The sequence below is a fragment of the Frankia sp. KB5 genome, from assembly GCF_002099325.1.
Classification (GTDB): domain Bacteria; phylum Actinomycetota; class Actinomycetes; order Frankiales; family Frankiaceae; genus Frankia; species Frankia casuarinae.
This window is the reverse complement of the sequence record NZ_MRUJ01000070.1, coordinates 1-14,144: the sequence shown is the minus strand read 5'-3', so window position 1 is coordinate 14,144 and position 14,144 is coordinate 1. Positions and strand designations below refer to the sequence as shown.

At 70.0% G+C, this 14,144-nt stretch carries 13 protein-coding genes and 2 pseudogenes; 4 read left to right on the top strand and 11 right to left on the bottom strand.

Annotated features, from left to right (window positions below):
- Positions 1-566: 566 nt before the first annotated feature.
- From KBI5_RS08160 to KBI5_RS08140, 5 genes are all read right to left on the bottom strand, one after another.
- Complete coding sequence (locus KBI5_RS08160) at positions 567-1,085, bottom strand: DUF5666 domain-containing protein (RefSeq protein WP_011435426.1); 519 nt, start codon at positions 1,083-1,085, stop codon at positions 567-569.
- A 183-nt stretch (positions 1,086-1,268) separates the two neighbouring features.
- Positions 1,269-2,690 carry an NAD(P)/FAD-dependent oxidoreductase gene (locus KBI5_RS08155; protein WP_347272481.1) on the bottom strand — a complete coding sequence of 474 codons (1,422 nt, stop codon included), beginning with the start codon at positions 2,688-2,690 and terminating at the stop codon, positions 1,269-1,271.
- A 731-nt stretch (positions 2,691-3,421) separates the two neighbouring features.
- Positions 3,422-4,465, bottom strand: coding sequence for an SDR family NAD(P)-dependent oxidoreductase (locus KBI5_RS08150; protein ID WP_011435428.1), 1,044 nt, complete (start codon positions 4,463-4,465; stop codon positions 3,422-3,424).
- A 105-nt stretch (positions 4,466-4,570) separates the two neighbouring features.
- Positions 4,571-5,710 carry a HAMP domain-containing sensor histidine kinase gene (locus tag KBI5_RS08145; RefSeq protein WP_011435429.1) on the bottom strand — a complete coding sequence of 380 codons (1,140 nt, stop codon included), beginning with the start codon at positions 5,708-5,710 and terminating at the stop codon, positions 4,571-4,573.
- A gap of 64 nt (positions 5,711-5,774) precedes the next feature.
- Positions 5,775-6,542 carry a response regulator transcription factor gene (locus KBI5_RS08140; protein WP_085014868.1) on the bottom strand — a complete coding sequence of 256 codons (768 nt, stop codon included), beginning with the start codon at positions 6,540-6,542 and terminating at the stop codon, positions 5,775-5,777.
- 188 nt (positions 6,543-6,730) lie between these two features.
- Between KBI5_RS08140 and KBI5_RS08135 the strand changes: the two genes are divergently transcribed.
- From KBI5_RS08135 to KBI5_RS08125, 3 genes are read left to right on the top strand one after another with little or no spacing between them, the layout of a single operon-like run.
- Positions 6,731-7,411, top strand: a complete 681-nt coding sequence (locus KBI5_RS08135) for a glycosyltransferase family 2 protein (protein ID WP_011435431.1) — start codon at positions 6,731-6,733, stop codon at positions 7,409-7,411.
- 11 nt (positions 7,412-7,422) lie between these two features.
- Entirely contained in the window at positions 7,423-8,130 is a 708-nt protein-coding gene (locus tag KBI5_RS08130) for a DUF2064 domain-containing protein (protein ID WP_085014875.1), read from the top strand.
- Positions 8,124-8,849: a methyltransferase domain-containing protein gene (locus KBI5_RS08125; protein WP_011435433.1), complete on the top strand. Its 726-nt coding sequence runs from the start codon at positions 8,124-8,126 to the stop codon at positions 8,847-8,849. Before KBI5_RS08130 ends, KBI5_RS08125 begins: the two co-directional genes overlap by 7 nt.
- On the opposite strand, the gene KBI5_RS08120 is transcribed toward KBI5_RS08125, so the two are convergent.
- A complete protein-coding gene (locus KBI5_RS08120; protein WP_023841302.1) occupies positions 8,782-9,267 on the bottom strand; it encodes a hypothetical protein in 486 nt (161 codons plus the stop codon). The two genes, KBI5_RS08125 and KBI5_RS08120, sit on opposite strands and share 68 nt — an antisense overlap.
- Positions 9,264-10,427 carry a molybdopterin-dependent oxidoreductase gene (locus KBI5_RS08115; protein ID WP_241882744.1) on the bottom strand — a complete coding sequence of 388 codons (1,164 nt, stop codon included), beginning with the start codon at positions 10,425-10,427 and terminating at the stop codon, positions 9,264-9,266. Before KBI5_RS08115 ends, KBI5_RS08120 begins: the two co-directional genes overlap by 4 nt.
- A 247-nt stretch (positions 10,428-10,674) precedes the next feature.
- Between KBI5_RS08115 and KBI5_RS08110 the strand changes: the two genes are divergently transcribed.
- A complete protein-coding gene (locus KBI5_RS08110; RefSeq protein WP_043591411.1) occupies positions 10,675-12,150 on the top strand; it encodes a glycosyltransferase 87 family protein in 1,476 nt (491 codons plus the stop codon).
- Between the two features lie 184 nt (positions 12,151-12,334).
- Here KBI5_RS08110 and KBI5_RS26190 read toward each other — a convergent pair whose 3' ends face one another.
- The 4 genes and pseudogenes from KBI5_RS26190 to KBI5_RS27295 all read right to left on the bottom strand — a co-directional run.
- Positions 12,335-12,490, bottom strand: a complete 156-nt coding sequence (locus tag KBI5_RS26190; RefSeq protein WP_157902462.1) for a hypothetical protein — start codon at positions 12,488-12,490, stop codon at positions 12,335-12,337.
- 11 nt (positions 12,491-12,501) lie between these two features.
- The gene (locus tag KBI5_RS28675; RefSeq protein ID WP_347272480.1) at positions 12,502-12,933 is read right to left on the bottom strand and encodes a hypothetical protein; all 432 of its coding nucleotides are present in this window, start codon (positions 12,931-12,933) and stop codon (positions 12,502-12,504) included.
- 159 nt (positions 12,934-13,092) lie between these two features.
- Positions 13,093-13,305 (bottom strand): annotated as a pseudogene (locus KBI5_RS28670) (metalloregulator ArsR/SmtB family transcription factor); the annotation flags it as partial.
- 432 nt (positions 13,306-13,737) lie between these two features.
- Positions 13,738-14,144: pseudogene (locus KBI5_RS27295) on the bottom strand (hypothetical protein); the annotation flags it as partial.

Sequence of the window (14,144 nt, the reverse complement as noted above, 5' to 3'; positions counted from 1 at the left end):
GATGGGATGAGTACGGTGCGCCTGTCTCCCGGATGACGCCCTGGTGGTGGATGCGTCTGGACAGGCTGTGATGGAGCGTGCACCCTTGATCGCGTGGCGAGACAACGAAAAAGATCCAGTCGGTATTTTCGGCCGCCCGACGAGCGGCTCAGCCTAGGCCTGATGACCTGCTCGTCCTGCAACGGCACGCAGTATCAGACGCGCCCGCAGGCGGAATCGGACGAGGACGGTCTTTTCGACGGTGACGCCAACATCAAGTGTCGGGAATGCGGTGGAACCGGAAAGGTTCCCCTGCCATGAAGAAATCGATGCCCGTTCAGGCCGACTTCTTGTACCTGCGGTGTCCGGAACATCGGGGACGGCGTCCCCGCCAGGGGCTGAAGACGATGGCGCGGCCGGGGACACCGTGCCCGCGGTGTCGCATGGTCCGCGCCGCGGACCTCGAACGCGAGGGCTGTCCGGAGCTTCCTGCGGACGAGCCGGATGGCGGAGGGGGGACGCCGCCGTCACGCTGACAGGCGTCCCCCAGGTGATCTTCGATGCCGGGATAGGCCCTCGGCGGTAGGTCAGTCCTGGGGCTGGGCGACGACCACCGCCGTGCGGGTGCCGTCCTTGACCGTCGCGCCCACCCGGACCGTCGCCCCCGGGTGGAGGTCGGAGACCTTCGCGGCGTCCCCGTCGATCCGCAACCGGGTATCGGCGTTGATCACATAGGTGCCGACGTAGCCGTCCTCACTRGTGACCGTCAGGGAGGTGGGGCTCACCGCGGTCACCTTCCCGCGTTGCCCCGCCACTACCTGGAAGCCCTTGCCGGTTTTGACCGTTGCCTCACCGTGTACGCCGCCGCCGGCCCAGATGCCGCCATGGGGACGCAGCCCGTCGTGGGAACGCAGCCGGGCCTCGGCGAGTCGCGGATGGTCGCCCAGGAACGTGTGGTCGGCTGGGGTGGCTGCTGCGCTGGCAGTCCGGTCCGAGGCAGCGGATGCGGCTGTCCCGCCGAACCCGAGCCCGACCCCCAACCCGAGCCCAAGCAGACCCGCTGCGGCGACCCCAGCACCCCATCGTCCGGTCAGGAAGCTGCGCATCTGTGTCGTCCTTCCGCGTCGCGTCACTACGCCGCGAACCGGTCGTCGGCCCTGAGCGGCGGCGATCGGCCGGGCGCCGCGCGCCACGGCGGCACGCGGTCGGAGCCCACGATGCGACAGCGAGATGTGAGCAACATGCGAGCGTGGTGCGAACCACGTGGAAGGCCGGATCCGCGCTACGCGCTAGACCCGGGACGGTTGCCGGCTGTCCTCGCCCTTGCCCTCGCCCTTGGCCTGCGGCTGCATCGGCACGATCGTCCGGGCCCCCGTCCAGGACGGCGCCTCCTGACTCGCGTGCGGGGGCAGGGAGGGCGCGAAGTCCGTTCCGAGGCGTTGGACCGCGACCCGGGCGAAGATCTGCTGCTCGGTGACGGTACGTTCCGACCGGCCCCGGCCGATGAAGCTCACCGTCCAGTGAAGCAGGGTGGTCAGCCGGTGCTTGAACCCGATGATGTAGACGAGGTGCACGGCCAGCCAGACGAGCCAGGCGAAGAAGCCGCTGAACTGCACCTTGCCAATGCTCGCCACCGCGCTGAACCGCGAGATGGTGGCCATGCTGCCCTTGTCATGGTATTCGAACGGCCGGCCCGTCTGCTTGCCGGYGACCCAGGCCTGGATCTCCTTGGCGGCGTGCCGGCCGCCCTGGATCGCGACCTGCGCCACGCCGGGCAGCCGGTTGAGGCTCGCCATGTCCCCGATGACGAACACCTCCGGATGACCCGGCAGGGTCAGGTCGGGCAGCACCTCGATGCGGCCGGCGCGGTCGAGCCCCGCACCGGTCTGCTCGGCGAGCTGTCGGCCCAGCGGGCTCGCGGCAACGCCGGCGGCCCAGACCTTGCAGACCGAGTCGATGCGCCGGCGGGTGCCGTCGCTGTCCTCGACGTCGATGCCGGTCGCGTCGACATTGACGACCTTGGCGCCCAGCTGCACATCGACGCCGATCTTGGTCAGCTTGTCGGCCGCCTTCGCGCCGAGCCGCTCGCCGAACGGCGGCAGGACGGCGGGTGCGGCGTCCAGCAGGATGACTCGGGCCTTGGCGGGGTCGATGCTGCGGAAGTCCCGCCGCAGGGTCCGGCGCGAGAGTTCCGCGATCTGCCCGGCCATCTCCACGCCGGTGGGGCCCGCCCCGACGACRACAAAGGTCAGCAACCGCTCCACGTCCGCGGGATCGGTGGACGCCTCGGCGAGCTCGAACATCCCGAAGATCCGGCCGCGCAGCTCGAGCGCGTCGTCGATGCTCTTCATGCCCGGGGCGTGCGTGGCGAAATGGTCGTTGCCAAAGTACGACTGGCCCGCGCCCGCGGCGACGACGAGGCTGTCGTAGTGGTGCACGGTCGTGCGACCCAGCAACTGGGACGTGACCGTTCTTGCGTTCACGTCGATGGTGGTCACCTCGCCGAGGACGACCTGCGCGTTGTCCTGCCGGCTCAGTACCTCACGGGTGGTCGGGGCGATCTCGCCCTCGGACAGGATACCCGTCGCCACCTGGTAGAGCAGCGGCTGGAACAGATGGTGCGTCGTCTTCGCGACGAGAGTGACCTCGACCGGTGCTTTGCGGAGGGCCTGCGCGGTGAACAGACCTCCGAAGCCAGACCCGATGATCACTACTCGGTGCGGGGAGGTGCTTCGCTCCTCGAGCCGTTCCGGTTCGCCGGCCTGCCCTGTCTGGGCGCTGTCCGTGGTCACGATCCTTCTCCGCTCAGCCTCTTGACTCCGGCGGTGCCCCTTGGCGCCGCGAAGACCATATACCTGATGGTGCCGGCCCCCGGCTACTATTTTCCGCCGTATATCCGAGATGGGATCGTGTTTATCGTCACCTCCTGTCGCCGGATAGCATCGACGGGACATGTGGCATGCAACACAATTCGTGGGCGATTGATGCCTCGTCGAGTGATACGCCCAGTTCGGAGTGCGACCATGGGTGGGCACTGAAGATCGTGTCTGACCGGAAGGCGGCGGCGCAGGGCCGAACGGAAATACGGCGAACCGGCCCCGCGGACGCGGACGACCACCCGGTCCCTGGGCCCCGACGGCGGGGATCGGTCTGGCCAGAGCTATGATCATGTTTTCTTCGTGCGGTGGATTTGACCGAGTGCACTTTCCGGGGGTCCGGTTTAGCGCATCAGTCTATTYGGACACTGCTTTCACCACCTGCACCTTCATTCGGTGCTCGTTCTTTGACGTGACGTTCGCGTCCTGCACGTTCACGGGCAGCGTTCACGGGCAGCGTGTTCGGCGGATGCATCTTYGATCTCATGAAGATGGTCGGCGGGGATTAGTCCTTCGTGGGTCTGCCCCGAGCGGGCCCGGGGAGGATTGCGGACCCGGGGAGAATCTCAGTCCCGCAGCGGATCATGGGCAAAGGCCCGCATCCCCTCGGCGAAGTCGACCCGCGGCCGGTAGCCGAGAAGATCGCCTGCTCGGGCCGAGGAGGCTGCGATATGGCGGACGTCGCCGACCCGGGAGGTGCCGGTCACGACGGGCCTCGGACCGCCGAAGGCACGAGCCAGCGCGTCCGCCATGTCCCCGACGGTGTGGGGATCACCGGAGCCGATGTTGAGGGGAACCAGCCGGCCAGGTGCCTGCGGCTGGCCGGACGCCAGCAGGTTAGCCCGCGCGACGTCGTGGACGTGCACGAAATCCCTCAGCTGCCGGCCGTCCTCGAAGACCCGCGGGGCCCGCCCGTGTTCCAGCGCACTGCGGAAGATCGACGCGACGCCGGCGTAGGGGGTGTCCCGGGGCATCCGCGGACCGTAGACGTTGTGGTAGCGCAGTGCCACGGCGGTTCCGCCGGTTTCCGCCGCCCACGCCGCCGCGAGATGCTCCTGGGCGACCTTGGTCGCCGCGTACGCGTTGCGGGGATCCAGGGGGGCGTCCTCGTGGACCACGATGGGCGCGAGCGGCCGGTGGCACCGTGGRCACGGCGGCTCGAAACGGCCCGCGTCCAGCTCGGCGGCCTGCCGTGGTCCGGGGCGCACTGGTCCGTCCGTCGGGCAGCGGTAACCACCCTCGCCGTAGACCACCATGGAGCTCGCCAGGACCAGTCGCCCCACCCCGGCGCGGGCCATCGCCGCGAGCAGGACCGCGGTGCCGAGATCGTTGTTCGTGGCATACGCCGGAAGGTCGTCCAGATCAACCCCCAGACCCACCATGGCGGCCTGGTGGCATACGACATCGATCCCGCTCAGTGCCTCGGCGACCTGGTCCCGATCGGTCACGTCCCCAACGATCATCTCGGCGGCGTTGTTGACCTGGGGCTTCGTCCGGTGCACCGCCGGAAGCAGGGCGTCGAGGATCCTGACCTCGTCGCCCGCCGCGACCAGCGCGTCAACAACGTGAGAACCGATGAAGCCGGCGCCACCGGTGACGAGAACCCGCATGACGCTGACGCTAACGGTGCCGGGACGCGCCGGATCTTACGAACCACGGAACGTCTCCAGCCCGGCCCGGCCCGTGCCGTCGCAACCCCGGGCGGCGTCCGGACGTCAGGACGTGGGAAGCGCGACGACGAAGCGGCAGCCCTCCCGATGGTTGTGCACGGTGACGTCGCCCCCGTGCGCCTCGACGATGCCACGGACGATCGCGAGGCCGATCCCCGACCGCATCCGTGGCTGGTGCGGATGGTCGTCACCACCGGGGGTCCGGGCCGACTCGCCCCGGAATCCGAGGTCGAACACGCGGGGCAGCTCCTCCTGCGGGATGCCGCCGCACCGGTCCGCCACGGCGAAGACCGCCCGGTCGGCGTCCGCGGTAGCGGTGATCTCCACCGTTCCGTCGTCGGGGGTGTGCCTGATGGCGTTGACGAGGAGATTGGTCAGCACGCGCCCCACCTCGGCCGCGTCGGCGTCAACGTACCCGGCGTGGTCGGCCCGCCCGTTGACGACGACTCCCTTGGCCCGCGCGATCGGGTCCACCGCGGCGATCGCGTCCGAGACGACGTCGGCGACGCGCACCTTCTCCAGACTCAGCCGCAGCGCACCGGCCTGCAGCCGGGCCAGTTCGAACAGGTCGTCGACCATGCCGGTCAGCCGCTCGGCGTCGGCGAGCATCAGCCGGTGGTAGCGGGCCGTCGTCTCGGCGTCCGTGACCAGGCCGTCCTGCAGGGCCTCGGCCGTCGCCCGGATTCCCGCGAGCGGGGTTCTCAGGTCATGACTGATCCAGGCCACCAGCTCGCGGCGACTTGCCTCCAGTGCCCGTTCCCGTTCCCGCGCCTCGACGAGGCGGACATGGGTCGCGTCCAGGGTCGTCGCCAGCGCGCCGAGCTCGGCGGTCGGAACACGGTCGGCGCCGTGATAGCCCGGCTCGCCCAGGGCCGCCGTCGCCCGGGTCAGCGTCCCGATCGCCGCCACGACCGGGCCACCCAGGCGCACCGCGGATGCCGACGCCACCACCGCCGACACGACCACCACGATGAGCACGACCCGCAAGTCATGATCGGAGAGGAACATTGCCTGTGCCGTGCCGGCGACCCCCACCGTCACCGCGACGACCGGTATCACGCTCAATGACGCTGCTGTCGCCCACAATGGCCGCCTCCGGAGCGCCCGCAGCAACGGCAGGCCGGTGAGCGCGGCCGCCGTCGAACAGCCGAGCGCGATCCCCATGACCTCCAGGTCGGCGTTCATCGGGGCCTCGCTCTCGCTCGCAGCCCGCCCGTGGGGTCGTCGTCCCGCCGCACCGCCTCGGGTCTCATCCTCGGTGTCGTCCCTCGTCCGGTGCCGCCACCTGTCCGGTGGGGGTGCTGTCGGGGCGCGGGGTGCTGTCGGGGCGCGGGGTGCCGGGATCGTAGCGGTACCCGACCCCCCACACCGTGACAAGCATCCGGGGCGCGGTCGGATCATCCTCGATCTTCTCCCGCAGTCGACGGATGTGCACGGTGACCGTCGAGGGGTCGCCATAGCTCCATCCCCACACGTGTTCGAGCAGCTCGCCCCGGGTGAAGGCCCGGCCGGGCCGGCGCAGCAGGAAGGCCAGCAGATCGAACTCGCGCACCGTCAGCCCGAGCGGAACCCCGTGCCGGGTGGCGGTCCGCGCGGCCGCGTCGACGACGAGGGTGCCGGCCCGCAGGACGCCGGCTTCCGCGCCCGGCACCGTCTCGTTCGCCCGCCGCAGCACCGACTGCACGCGCAGGGTCAGCTCCCGCGGCGAGAACGGCTTGGTCACGTAGTCGTCGGCGCCGATCTCCAGACCGGTGATGCGATCCGACTCGTCGGCACGTGCGGTCAGCATGATCACTGGTACCGGTCGGTGCGCCCGGAGCCGGCGGAACACCTCGATGCCATCGAGACCGGGCAGCATCAGGTCGAGGACGACGAGGTCCGGTGGGGTTGTCTCGGCCACCCGCAGGGCCGTGGGTCCGTCCGCGGCGCGGTCGACGTCGAAGCCGGCGTTGCGCAGGTAGCGGTCAACCACCTCGGAGACGAGGGCGTCGTCGTCAACGACGAGCACACGGGCCACCCAGCCACGATAGGTAAGGCGACGGCCGTCCCGGCCATGATCGGTTCGGATGTCTCCGCTTCGTAATGCTCCGCTTCGTCGTGCTCGTCGTGCTCGTCGTCGTGTCCGTGCCGAGCCGCCGGACGGGACCCGGGCATTCCTTGTTTCGTAAGGGTTGATCACGCGCGGACGGCACTACAGTCCCGATCATGTTCACGCAACGTAGTGGGATCGGGGCCTCCGTCGACGTCGTCCTGCCCTGCCTGGACGAGGCCGGGGCGTTACCTTGGGTGTTGGACCGGATGCCCGTCGACTATCGGCCGATCGTCGCGGACAACGGATCGCGCGACGGCTCCCGCCAGGTGGCGCTGGAACGCGGGGCGGTCGTCGTTGACGTGCCCGAGCGCGGCTACGGCGCCGCCGTGCACGCCGGGCTGCTCGCTGCGGACGCCGACGTGGTCGGCGTGTGCGACGCGGACGCATCCCTCGACCCCGCCGAGCTTCCCGGTCTCGTCACGCAGTTGCTGGCCGGCCGGGCCGATCTGGTTCTCGGTCGCCGTCGCCCGACCTCGATGCGGGCCTGGCCGCCGCACGCCCGACTCGGGAACGCGGTGGTCGCCGGGCGGCTGCGCCGGCACGGCGTTCCCGTCCATGATCTGGGCCCGATGCGGGTGGCCCGCCGGGAGGACCTGCTCCGACTGCCCGTCGCCGACCGCCGGTTCGGCTATCCGCTGGAACTGCTGCTGCGGGCGGCCCAGGCCGGTTGGCGGATAGTCGAGACCGACGTGGCCTACACCCCTCGGGTCGGGCGCTCCAAGGTGACCGGGACACCGCTCGGCGCCGCCCGGACGGCCCGGGACATGTCCGCCCTGTTGGCGAGCCTCCGGTGAGGCTGCTCGTGATGGCGAAGGAGCCGGTACCTGGGCGGGTCAAGACCCGCCTCACGCCGCCCCTGCGCCCGGACCAGGCGGCGGCCGTCGCGGCGGCCGCGCTCGCGGACACGCTGGCCGCGGTTGAGGAGCTGACTCGCCTGCCCGGGTTCGACGCACTGCGCCCGGTCCTCGTCCTCGACGGCGCGGTCGGCCCATGGCTGGAGACCTCGTTCGCACGAATCCCGGCCGGACGAACCCCGGGCGGACGAACCCCGGGCGGACGAATCGCGATCGAAGTGATGCCGCAGGTGTCGGGGCCGTTCGACGTCCGGCTCGCCGCCGCCTTCGACGCCGGCACCGAGCCGACCCTGCTCATCGGGATGGACACTCCCCAGGTGACCGCAGCCCTGCTCGCCTCCGCCTGCCACGCGCTGCACGCGACCGACGCGGTGTTCGGTCCCGCCGCGGACGGGGGATGGTGGGCACTCGGCCTGACCACCCCCGACGGCGATCTTCTCCGTGGCGTGCCGACCTCGCGCCCGGACACCGGCGCACGGCAGCGGGCCCGCCTGTCCGAAGCCGGCCTGACGGTCACAACCCTGCCGACGGTGCGTGACGTCGACACCATGGCCGACGCCGACGCGGTCGCCCGGCTCGTGCCCGGTGGACGCTTCGCCGCGGCGCTGCGCGCCACGCACGGGGATCGCATCGCCGCCGGCCGGGCCACCGCGTGTTGACCGGCGTCCCCGACGGCCGGTGGGGACCGACGACCGTCTACGAGGCGGGACTGCGCTCCGCCGGTGGACAGCTGTGGATGCGCCGTCCCGACGGGCGACGCGACCCGCTGCCGGTGAACCGCTGGCGTGGCACCCTGTCCCCGGCGGCGTCGACCCCGCCCACCTGGTCCACCTGGTCCACCGGGGCGCTGTCCCCCGGGGATCTGTCGTTGTTGCGTCACTGCGGCGGCCCGACCCTCGACGTCGGCTGCGGGCCCGGCCGGCTCGCGGCCGCGCTCGCGGCCCGCGGGGTGCCGGCCCTCGGCATCGACGTCGCGCCGTTCGCGGTGCACCTTACCCGGCGGGCCGGTGTGCCGGCACTACGGCGGGACGTGTTCGGCCGGGTGCCTGCCGAGGGACGATGGGTCGCGCTGCTGCTTGCCGACGGAAACATCGGCATCGGCGGCGACCCGACCCGGTTGTTGCGCCGGGCCGGGGAACTCCTCGCCCCCTCCGGCCGGGTGCTCGTCGAACTCGAACCGCCGGGCACCCAGACCGGTCCGATGCGGGTCCGGCTGGAGGACGCGACCGGCCGGGTGTCGCGGCCCTTCTCCTGGTGCCTGGTGGACGGGGACGATCTGACCGGCATCGCGCCGGACGCCGGACTGCTGATCACCCGGACCTGGTGCGACGCCGGTCGGCACTTCGCCGCGCTGCGCCGGCGTCTCCCGACTGGATGATTCCCCGCCGGGCGCGGACCGCCCGACTCACCATGAGGGCCGCCGCGCCGGCCCAGACCACTGCGAGAACGAGCGCGAGGTTGCGTCCGTACGGCAGCGGGTTCACCGTCGGGTTCCCAGGGTCCCCGCCGTAGCCACGCCACAGCGGTAGCGACGACAGGGCGACCGCCGCACTCACCAGCAGTGCGCCCTGTGCGACGGACCGGTAGGGCGGTGGGACCAACCGGGTGAGCAGGAAGCCGACGAGCATCGTCGCGGGCACGAGCAACGCGTCATGGACCAGGACCCCGCCGATCAGCCAGACCACGGTGTTCGGCGGCCGGGTGGCCTGCTGGTGGGTGAGCACGCCGTCGACCCCGTAACCGATCGCGGCCAGCCCGGCCGCCACCGCGACACCGCGCAGCACGACGGCGTTCATACCATCACCACCCGATGTACCCATTTCGTCTGGAGGACCCCGGGCCGGTTCGGCGCGATGAGCCGGGCCGGATAACCGTGATCGAGGTCGAGGTCGGCGCCGTTCACTCCGGTCGCGAGCAGGGTCAACGAGTCCCGGGCGTGCGAGGGGTTGACGTCGCTTGCCCGGTAGCCCCCGCGGGCCTCGAGGGACTCGACCCGGACCGTCGCGTCGGCGGGGATCATGGCGGCGTCCAGTAGATCCCGCAGCCGCGGCCCGTGCCAGGTGGCGTCCGCGGCCCATCCCTCGACGCAGGTGATCGGCAGCTTCGAGCTGTACCGACGCAGCGCGTGCAGCTCCTCGATGGTGTACACCACCCGGCGCGGACCGACCACCTCCAGCCGGTACCCGGGGTCACGGGCGAGGGAGGTGACCCGCGCGGCTCGCGCCGTGCGGTTCACCGGGAGCCCCTGCGGGCCGATGTCGGGCCGCCGCGGCGCGAGCAGGTCCAGCCGGGCCAGGCCCGGAACCGACTGACCGGCGGTCGTCGCCACGATCACCCCGGCGGCGGTCCCCGTCGCGAGGCCGAGGCCGCGCCGCGTCAGACCGCCCGTCCCCGGGGCGGCGCCGGCCATGGTGGTGGTGGCCATGGTGGTGGTGGCCATGGTGGTGGTGGCCATGGTGGTGGTGGCCATGGTGGCGGCGGCCAGGTGCGCGCGCTCATGGCGGCGACGGCCCACATTCGCCCGGATGACGGTGAGCTTCGCGACGATGTGGAGGACCAGCGCGCCGATCGTGATCCAGGCGACCCAGTAATGGGTCACGGTGAAGAAGAAGTGGAACCGGTACCACTGCGCGATGTTCGCGATGCCCGTGCTGAGCTGGAAGATCGCCCCTGCGATCAACGGCACGATCGTCATCCGCTCCACCGCATGGGCGACGGAACGGATCGGGGGCCATTCCCACAACAGCGGATACACCGTCCACAGCTTCGCCAGCAGCAGTGGGACGCTCGCGAGTCCGGTGGTCACGTGCAGGCCCTGGGTCACCCGGTACAGCCAGGCGGGTCGGGAAGGCCATTCCAGCCAGGACGGCGGATGCTGCATGAAATGCGATACCAGCCCGGTCAGAAAGCATGTTCCGAAGGCGATCCCGAGCCAGACTCCGAGGAGAGCCGCCATCCGTGGATCGTGCAGCCGACTGGGGAATGCGTTTTCGCGCAGGGGGCCGCGCCGCAGGACCGGGGGTGGTTCCGGCAGCTTTTCGGTCAGCAGACGAGGTAACCGGCGGGGCAACCAGCGGGGCAACTGTCGCACGAATGCACGGTAGGTCGCCGGGACCACTCGCGACCGAGGACCGGCATTACGGAACGAGGAAGGCCCGGCGCGGTGTTCCCGCGCCGGCGCTGCGCCTGCCAGTCTCGGGACCATGCCCAGAACCCGCACCGCGCCACGCCTCAGGCCCGCCCTGGCCCTGGTCGGGGCGGGTGTCGGGCTCGCGGGTCTGCTCGCGACGCAGTGCGCCGTCCTTGCGGCGCCGGGATACCTGCCTGGCCGGGCAGGGGTGCTCTACCCCGTCATGCTCTGGTGGGCGCTCGGTGTCGCCACGGCCGCGCTGCTGGTCCACGCGGCCCCGCGCCGGTTGGCCGTCGCCATGCTGCTCGGCGGAATCGTCGCCATCCACGCCGTAGCGGCCACCACCGGCCCGCAGCTCTCCGACGACCTGTACCGCTACGCCTGGGACGGTCGGGTCCAGGCCGCCGGGATCGACCCCTACCGGTACGGCCCGCTCGCTCCGGAACTGGCCCGGCTGCGCGATCGCTGGCTGTTCCCGGATCCGGCCGGATGCGCGGCGATCGGGCGCGGCCCGCACTGCATCCGGCTGAACTACCCGCGCGCCCACACCATCTACCCGCCGGTGGCGCAGGCGTACTTCACCGCCGTTCATGTCCTGCCGGGGCCGCCACGCGAACACAAACTCCAGCTCTACGCCTCGCTGATGTCCCTGGCGCTGGTCGGGCTGATGATGCGGATGCTGGTGGCGCGAGGCCGCGATCCGCGCCACGCGGCCTTCTATGCGTTCTCGCCGCTCGCCGGCCTGGAGATCGGTTCCGATGCGCACGTCGACGTCCTCGGGGCCGTGCTGGCGCTCAGCGCTCTGGCGGTCCTCACCGCCCGGTCCCGCCCGCTGCGGACGGGGGTTGCCGGGGCGCTGCTCGGCGGCGCGGTAGCGGTGAAGCTGTACCCGGCGTTGCTGCTGCCCGCGGCGGCCCGGCGCCGGCCCGTCACGCTCGTCGGAGCCGCCGCCGGGGTGGTCGTGCTGTCCTACCTGCCGCACATCCTCGCCGTCGGCACACAGGCGCTGGGCTTCCTCCCGCAGTACCTCGACGTCGAGGGCTACGGGGAGGGCAGCCGCTTTCTCCTGCTCGCCGGGCTGCTGCACCTGGACGGATCCGCAGCGAAGGCGGCAGCGGCCACCCTGCTGGCGGCGGTCACGGTCGCCGTGCTGCGGACCGATCCACAGCGGGTTCCCGTCGAACGGGCCGCGCTGTGGCTGGTCGGTGCCGCGTTCCTTGTCGCGACCCCGGTCCAGCCCTGGTACGGGGTGCTGCTGGCGGCGCTCGCCGTCATCGCCGGGCGGCTGGAATGGCTCGCCGTCGCCGCGGCCGCGCACCCCGTCTACGTCTCGCTGTTCACGGATCTGCCCGGTGACGCGTGGACTTTGCGGGTGTATTCCTACGCCGTCGGTGGTGGCGTCGTGCTCGCCGCGACCGGTCTGCGCCGGTGGACCGGCCGACGGCTGGCTGTCGACGAGCGCGCTGCCGCACCCGCGGCCCGATCCGTCGTCGAACCCCGGCCCGAGTCGTCACCGGGCGCAGGGACTGAAGGGCAGGTGAGGGTGTAATGGCGGGCTCGTTGACGAGGCCGGCGAGTACGAGGCCCTGCTCAGAGCTTGGGCGGTGYGGGTGCGGGACGCTTGGGCTGCCCGCCACGCCACGATCAGGGACTGGATTGAGAAGGCCCTTCCCTGAAGACGAATTGAGAAGGCCCTTCCCTGAAGACGACGAGTCCTCGGCCCTCCGCGCCGTTTATTCTTGGAGTTCGGCGGCTCTGCGCAGGAGTTGCTGGGCGGCGTCCCGATGCTCCGCGCCACTGTCCTCGGCGATGACCGCGACCGCCAAGGCCGCGAAGCGCAGCATGCCGACCCAGGGCCCGGGCGGATCCGGTATCTGTCGGACACACACCGCTGATCAACTTACGCTGCATCGCTTTCGGGCATGCGTGTAGCTCTGCGGAAGGTTTCCTTGATCGCGTCCTCCACCTCCCTGTGGATATCGGAAGAGTTGGTCTCGGTCTCGGAGTAGCAGCGGCGTATGAAGCCCGCGCAGGCCTCGAGATTGTCGGTCGCCACCTTGAGGGACATCCTRCTTTCGCCGCCGCCGACATCCTTGGCCCGCTGGCTCGAGATTGCGAGATTGTCGGTTTTATTGCCAATTGTAAACACTTGCACGATCAATTCAGAGTCGTACTCGTGGAAGGTGCCGTAGATGTCGACCTTCGAGTYCCCGACGAAACGGAGGCGCCAACGCCCACCAGGCCTGGGGTCCCAGAACATGATCCTGACCTGCGTCTCAGGCGGCGCAATCCATTGCACGTACAGCTCAGGATCCGTTCGGATCTGGTGCAGCTGCCTTAGAGGGAACGGGAATTCTTGGACAACTATGAATTCCCCCGGGGTCGGGTTAGCTGTCCTTATGATCTCTCCGGTGATATCGTTGTTCTTGGATCTGAGGCGAGAGTTGTAAAATTCCTCGATCCACTGGGCCGCTGGGCCGAGCGCATCCTCTTCGAGACGTACCGGGCTGCGGTGGCCACCTCCAGGGCGGCGGATCAAGCCGGCTTCCTGAAGCACCTTGAGGTGCCTGGAGACCGCCTGGAGGCTTATCCCATACGGCTTGGCGAGCTCACCGACTGTGGCGTCATTTTCGACAAGTCGCTCGACCATGTTACGACGGGTCGCGTCTGCAAGAGCCGCGAAAATTTTGGAATATTCAGTCATAATCGTACCCAATCAACAACATTATCAAAATTTCTCAATCAAGATCAATCGGGCGTCTCGGCCTGCGAATAATACATATTCAGATGTAACTGGCCAGAGGTGCCGCTTGATTGACAGTGACGGATGGTTGCGCGGCGGCGGTGAGGGCTGGGCTGTTTTCGGGCAGCGACGGGCGGCCCGTGGTGAGACGAGCGAGGGCGTCGAGCGCGCCGAGGCCGTTCTTGCGGGCTGTCGAAGATAGCTATGCAGAGCACAGAAGTGGCGGATCCCAGCGAGCGAGCGCAGACGGCCAGAGATCTTCTGTCTCAGTTTTGACCATGCGAATTATCCGGGCGGCCTCAAGAGGTCGGTGCATCGACAGCTATAGATGTTAGCATATCATCGAGGCAACTGGCGGTGGTTTGTTGTGATGGGCAGTTCGTGATCTGTGATCTACGGGGGTAGGTAGAGGCAGAGCTGGTGTCCGGCGGCGAGCGTGTCGATCAGTTCGCGGGGTGTGGGRCATCGGGGCGGTGTGCCAGGACGGACCGGGTGMGGGCTGTCGCCGGCTGGGCTGGGTGCGGGCGGCTTGGCGGGGGTGTCGTGCCAGCWCAGGCTGAACGCGCAGTTCACCAGGGTCCAGTGGCGGGCGATCGCGGTGGCGGAGCGGACCTGGAAGTCGGCCCARCCCAGTTCGTGTTTGACCTGCTTGTAGTCCGGTTCGACCCAGCCGCGGGYGGCCCGCGGTGAGACGAGCCGCCCTACGACGAGTCCTCGGCCCCCGCGCCGTTTACTCTTGGAGTTCGGCGGCTCTGCGCAGGAGTTGCTGGGGGTGCGTCTTTTTGAGAGGTTGGTGATTC